Raw genomic sequence first — 5,027 nt, 5'->3', positions numbered from 1 at the left:
GTTCTGAGCGCCCCCCCCCCGCCCCGCCCCCCCCCCCCCCCCCCCCCCCCCCCCCCCCCCCCCCCCCCCCCCCCCCCCCCCCCCGCCGCGCATCAGCGGCACCCGCCCCCACGCATACGCGGGGCCTGCCTGCGGGTCCCGGCCGTCCGATCGGGGCAGGCGGTACGCTGCCTCGTCAGCACAATGACCACGTCAACAGGATGTCACGGTAAGGCTTGGGCGCGATTTCCGGGAAAACAGCGATGCGGCGTCGGGCCAAGGGCCGGGCGCCCCGACCCGACCCGGATGACGCGACAACCCAACCGGGCCGGTTCAGCCCGACGGGCCGCTTGACCGCGCCGTGGCCCGAACCGCCTTGCCGCCATGAGCCACGCGGCCCCACAACGGCCCCGCCGACAGGCCCGACGGCACGCACCTGGTATCGGCGCGGGGGCACGCGGACAGCGTCAAAAGGCGTCCGGCACCCATTCCCTGAGCACCCGGCTGTTGTCGTGGTCGTCGTATTCGTGGAGCACCTGCTCGCTGACGCCGGCGATGGCGCCGAAATCCTCGGACAGCCGCTTGGGAAACCACGTCTGCCCGACCTGCCCGGGGAAAAGCTGCCCGAGGATCGTCGACGTGCTGCGCGCACATTGCGCCGACGGCACAGGGCCATATGCCTGAACCGCCCGCAGCGCCTGCTGCGCGACGGAGGGCGGCACGTCGAGTTCCTGGACTTGCACGCGGAACGTCTCGCGCGCGTGGTACCGCGTATACTTGTCGGCCACCTTCGGCGTAATGCCGTACAGCACGTGGCCCCGTTCGGGCAATTTTTCATGCCGGAAGGACCCGGCAGGATCGAAGATCACCCGCTCTGACCCGTTGACCATCAGCGAACTGTGCGCGCCGGCGCCCGTCCGGTTGTTGATCATCGTGAACAGCGTCAGTCGTGACGGCCCCTCGTGATCGTAAGCCGCCTGCGACACCACGTCGGGCGGGGTCCAGGCCGATTCGGGCGTATCACACCCGGCCAGCGCCGCCATCGTCCCGAGTACCAATGCCAGCCGGCGCAGGCCAGCGTTCCATCCGCGCGCCATGTTCGGAGGTCCCGCCGCGCTCAGGCGTTGATCAGCGCGATCAGGATCAACAGCGCGATGGTAAGCACCGCCCCCCATGAAATCGCCTTCACGAAGCCCTCGAAAGTCTTTTCCTGAACCTCGATATCCATCTCGCCATGCTTGTGCTCGGCCATGTCGCACCCTTCAGTCAGTTCGCAAGGAATTCACGTGTCGCCGGCTGGATACTGCATTTGCCCCGGCCTGTCACGGGCCATGCTGCCGCAGGCCCTACCCGTCTTCAAGTTCTTCCGCCAGCCGGAAACCGATGCGCGAGGGCGCCTCGGTCGGGGCCTTTTTCGGCAGCGCGCGCAGCATCACGTTCAACTGGCTGACATGCTGCACCAGTTGCGTCCGCGCCCCGCGCGTGTCGGTGCCGTAGAATGTCACGATATCGGGGTCGAAATACCCCATCCCGCGGATCCGCAACACGCCCGCATCGCCGCCGGTGAACCCCATCGCGACCTCGTGTTCCTCGTCGAGCTGCTTCTCGAAGTTCTGTATATAGAGGATCATCCGCTCGTAGGCCCAGCGCGCCGTGCTCTTGCGGTGTACCGGGGTCTTGCCCATCCCCTTTGGCACCTCGGTCGCGCGCTGGCCCGGGTCGGCATGAACCTCGCGGCAGTTCGGGCCGGCCGCCGCCTCCGCGGCCTCCGCCGTGGTCGCGATCCTGTCATCCATGCCCATGATGCCTCACCCCTTGCTGTGCCAGAGCCACGCACCGTCGCCGCGCCGCTCCCGCGTGACCTCGCCAGCCTGATGCAGATGGTTGAGATGCGCAACCGCCTCGACCAGCGCGAGACCGTAGGTCCCCGTGTCGATCCGCCGCTTGAACAGCGGCGCGAAACACTCGGCCGCCGTCCGGGGTGTTGCCAGATGCGCGCGCAGCCTGTCCAGCGCGCCGTGGTGATTCTCGATCAGCTGCCGCATCCGCACCGGCAGGCCGGTGAAGGGCAGCTTGTGCCCAGACAACACGAGGTGATCCTCCCGCGCGAGCCGGGCAAGCCGCCCGCAGGCTTCCAGCCAGTCCGTTACCGGGTCGGCCTCGGGCTCGGTCGGGTAGACACCGATATTGGGACTGATCGAGCTGATGATCTGGTCGCCCGCGATCACGAGGCTGTCGTCGCGGCTCCACAGCGTCAGGTGCTCTGGCGCGTGGCCGTTGCCGATATGCACGTCCCAGGTGCGGCCCCCGGCGCGGATCGTGTCCCCCTGCTTGAGGCGGGTATAACCCACCGGCAGCGGCCACGACGTGTCGGCGAAATTGTAGGGGCGCTCGTGCTTGCGGGCCTCGTGGATCTCGGGGTCCATCCCCGCCGCCCGCCAGAAGGCCAGCGCCTGCTCGGTGGGGCGCTCCTCGACATCGAGGATCAGCATCCGCGCCATCAGCCACGCGGTCCGCGTCGTCACCAGTTCGGCGCCGAACCGCGCCATCAGCCAGCCCGCCATGCCGATATGGTCCGGGTGATGATGCGTCAGGATGACACGGCCCACGGGGCGGCCGCGCAACGGCCCGGCCAGCACCTGCTCCCACAACGCGACCGTGCGTTTCGAATGGATGCCCGTGTCCACCACGGTCCAGCTGTCGCCCTCGTCCAGCGCGTAGATGTTGACGTGGTCCAGCGCCATCGGCAGCGGCAGACGGATCCACAGCACGCCCTCGGCCAAGGTGATGGCCTCGCCATGGCCGGGGGGAACGTCCCAGGGGGTGCGCAGGGGGGCTGACCCGTCCATCATGACGCGAGGTCCTCCGGATCAAGCGCGTAAAGGTCATCGGCCCCGGCCGTGGCGTGGGCCAGCAGCGCCGCGTGTTCGGGCAGAAGCCGCGCGATATAGAATCGCGCCAGCCGGGCGCGCGCGCCGTCACCGCCACAGGCCAGCGCCGCCTTGAGGTGGAAATGACCGCCCAACACCCGGCCGACCGCCCGCAAGTACGGCGCCGCCCCGGCGAAACGCGCGTTCACGTCATCGCGGGCCAGCATCCACTCCGTCGCCTCGCGGAGCGTCTCGGCCGCCTGCCAGACGGGCTCGGCCAGGTCGGGCAGCGCGGCCCGCGCCGCCTCGGCCTCGTGCTCGATCTCGTCCAGCAGGGCAAAGGCCGCCTCGCCGCCATCGGCCAGCTTGCGCCCGACGAGGTCCATCGCCTGTATGCCGTTCGTCCCCTCGTAGATCGCCGTCACCCGCACGTCGCGCAGGTACTGCGCGGCGCCCGTTTCCTCGATATAGCCCATGCCGCCATACATCTGCAGCCCGGTATCGGCCACCGAGATGCCCGTGTAGGTGCCAACAGCCTTGGCGACCGGCGTGAGGAAGGCCGCCCGCGCCGCCCAGCCGGGCTCGCCCGTGGCGGTCTCCATGTCGATCGCCACGGCACAGGACAGCGTGATGGCCCGCGCGGCAAAGGTCTCCGCGCGCATCACCGCCGCCATCCGCCGCACGTCGGCATGGTCGATGATCGTGCCGGTACCGCCCGCGACCGGGCTGCGGCCCTGCCGGCGCTCCAGCGCATGGGCCAGCGCGTGCTGGCAGGCCGCCTCGGCCACGCCGACACCCTGCACCCCCACGCCAAGCCGGGCATTGTTCATCATGGTGAACATGGCGCGCATCCCGTCATGCTCGGCGCCCACCAGCCACCCCTTCGCACCCTCGTATTGCATCACGCAGGTCGGCGCGCCGTGCAGCCCCATCTTGTGCTCCACGCTGATCACCTCGACCGCGTTGCGCACGCCCGGCTCACCCGCCGCGTCGGGAATGTATTTCGGCACCAGGAACAGGCTTATCCCCTTGGTGCCCGCGCGCCCGTCCGGCAACCGCGCCAGGACAAGGTGGCAGACGTTGCCGGTGATGTCGTTGTCGCCCCAGCTGATGTATATCTTCTGGCCCGTGATGGCATAGCTGCCGTCGCCGTTGCGCGCCGCCCGCGTGCGTAGCGCCCCCACGTCCGACCCGGCCTGCGCCTCGGTCAGGTTCATGGTGCCGATCCACTCGCCGCTGACGAGTTTCGGCAGGTAAAGCGCCTTGATCGCGTCGTCGGCATGATGCTCCAGCGCCTCGATCTGGCCCTGCGTCATCAACGGCGCCAGCTGGATCGACAGGCAGGCGCCGCTCATCATCTCGTTGACAGCGGTGGCCAGCGCGACGGGCAGGCCCATGCCCCCGTGCGCGGGATCCGCCCCGATCGACACCCAGCCGCCCCAGGCAATGGCCCGGTGGCCCGCGGCGAACCCGGGCGGCGTGCGCACCACGCCGTTCTCCAGCACGGCGGGATGCAGGTCGCCCGCCCGCTGCAGGGGCTCCAGCACCTCCTCGCACATGCGCCCCGCCTCGGCGAGGATCGCGACGGTCACGTCGGGCGTGGCCTCGGCGAACCGCGGCGTCGCCGCGACCCTGTCCAGCCCGACCACGTGATCCAGAATGAATCGGAAATCCGCCAGCGGCGCACGATACGGCATGAGATGATCTCCCGGTCCGGGAACGGGCCCGGCTTGACTTGGCTTCGCAACCCGCGCCCTGTAAGCAGGCGCGCGCGGCCTAGCGTAGCCGAAGACGGCCGGCCAGCAACCCGAACGCCGCGTCAGAAGGGCCCGACATGAAGACCGAGACACTCCTTCCGGACGACACCGGATATGCCCGCGCCGCCGCCATCCTGCGCGCCGGCGGCCTCGTCGCCTTCCCCACCGAAACGGTCTACGGGCTGGGCGGCGACGCCCGCGCCGACCACGCCGTCGCCCGGATCTTCGAAGCCAAGGGCCGGCCGCGGTTCAACCCGCTCATCGTTCATGTGGCCGATGCCGACACGGCGCGGCGATTCGTCGACTGGACGCCCGCGGCCGACCGGCTCGCCGACGCGTTCTGGCCCGGCCCGCTGACGCTCGTCCTGCCGCTCCGGCCCGGTACCGGCCTGTCGCCGCTCGTCACCGCCGACCTGCCCAC

At 70.0% G+C, this 5,027-nt stretch carries 6 protein-coding genes; 1 reads left to right on the top strand and 5 read right to left on the bottom strand.

The features are described 5' to 3' along the window. Positions 1 to 446: 446 nt before the first annotated feature. The 5 genes from ACH107_RS29760 to ACH107_RS29740 all read right to left on the bottom strand — a co-directional run bounded on the left by ACH107_RS29760 (position 447) and on the right by ACH107_RS29740 (position 4,546). Positions 447 to 1,076: a hypothetical protein gene (locus ACH107_RS29760; RefSeq protein WP_412509323.1), complete on the bottom strand. Its 630-nt coding sequence runs from the start codon at positions 1,074 to 1,076 to the stop codon at positions 447 to 449. Between the two features lie 20 nt (positions 1,077 to 1,096). After that, a complete protein-coding gene (locus ACH107_RS29755; RefSeq protein ID WP_412509322.1) occupies positions 1,097 to 1,231 on the bottom strand; it encodes an aa3-type cytochrome c oxidase subunit IV in 135 nt (44 codons plus the stop codon). Between the two features lie 94 nt (positions 1,232 to 1,325). Then, positions 1,326 to 1,775 carry a DUF6173 family protein gene (locus ACH107_RS29750; RefSeq protein ID WP_412509321.1) on the bottom strand — a complete coding sequence of 150 codons (450 nt, stop codon included), beginning with the start codon at positions 1,773 to 1,775 and terminating at the stop codon, positions 1,326 to 1,328. Positions 1,776 to 1,787: 12 nt separating this feature from the next. Continuing rightward, complete coding sequence (locus tag ACH107_RS29745) at positions 1,788 to 2,828, bottom strand: MBL fold metallo-hydrolase (RefSeq protein ID WP_412509324.1); 1,041 nt, start codon at positions 2,826 to 2,828, stop codon at positions 1,788 to 1,790. Then, positions 2,828 to 4,546: an acyl-CoA dehydrogenase gene (locus ACH107_RS29740; RefSeq protein ID WP_412509320.1), complete on the bottom strand. Its 1,719-nt coding sequence runs from the start codon at positions 4,544 to 4,546 to the stop codon at positions 2,828 to 2,830. The genes ACH107_RS29745 and ACH107_RS29740 overlap by 1 nt, the downstream gene beginning before the upstream one ends. A 137-nt stretch (positions 4,547 to 4,683) precedes the next feature. Between ACH107_RS29740 and ACH107_RS29735 the strand changes: the two genes are divergently transcribed. After that, positions 4,684 to 5,027 (top strand): L-threonylcarbamoyladenylate synthase (locus ACH107_RS29735; RefSeq protein WP_412509319.1); only part of this gene is annotated, 344 nt, incomplete at its 3' end.

The organism is Roseovarius halophilus (ex Wu et al. 2025) (assembly GCF_047086965.1).
Note: the sequence above shows the minus strand (reverse complement) of the source record. Positions and strands in the feature narration are given on the sequence as shown.

Bases quoted from the DNA above. Each gene is read 5' to 3' on its own strand.
- ACH107_RS29755 (WP_412509322.1), bottom strand. From the start codon at position 1,231: ATGGCCGAGCACAAGCATGGCGAGATGGATATCGAGGTTCAGGAAAAG.
- ACH107_RS29745 (WP_412509324.1), bottom strand. From the start codon at position 2,828: ATGGACGGGTCAGCCCCCCTGCGCACCCCCTGGGACGTTCCCCCCGGC.
- ACH107_RS29750 (WP_412509321.1), bottom strand. From the start codon at position 1,775: ATGGATGACAGGATCGCGACCACGGCGGAGGCCGCGGAGGCGGCGGCC.
- ACH107_RS29760 (WP_412509323.1), bottom strand. From the start codon at position 1,076: ATGGCGCGCGGATGGAACGCTGGCCTGCGCCGGCTGGCATTGGTACTC.
- ACH107_RS29740 (WP_412509320.1), bottom strand. From the start codon at position 4,546: ATGCCGTATCGTGCGCCGCTGGCGGATTTCCGATTCATTCTGGATCAC.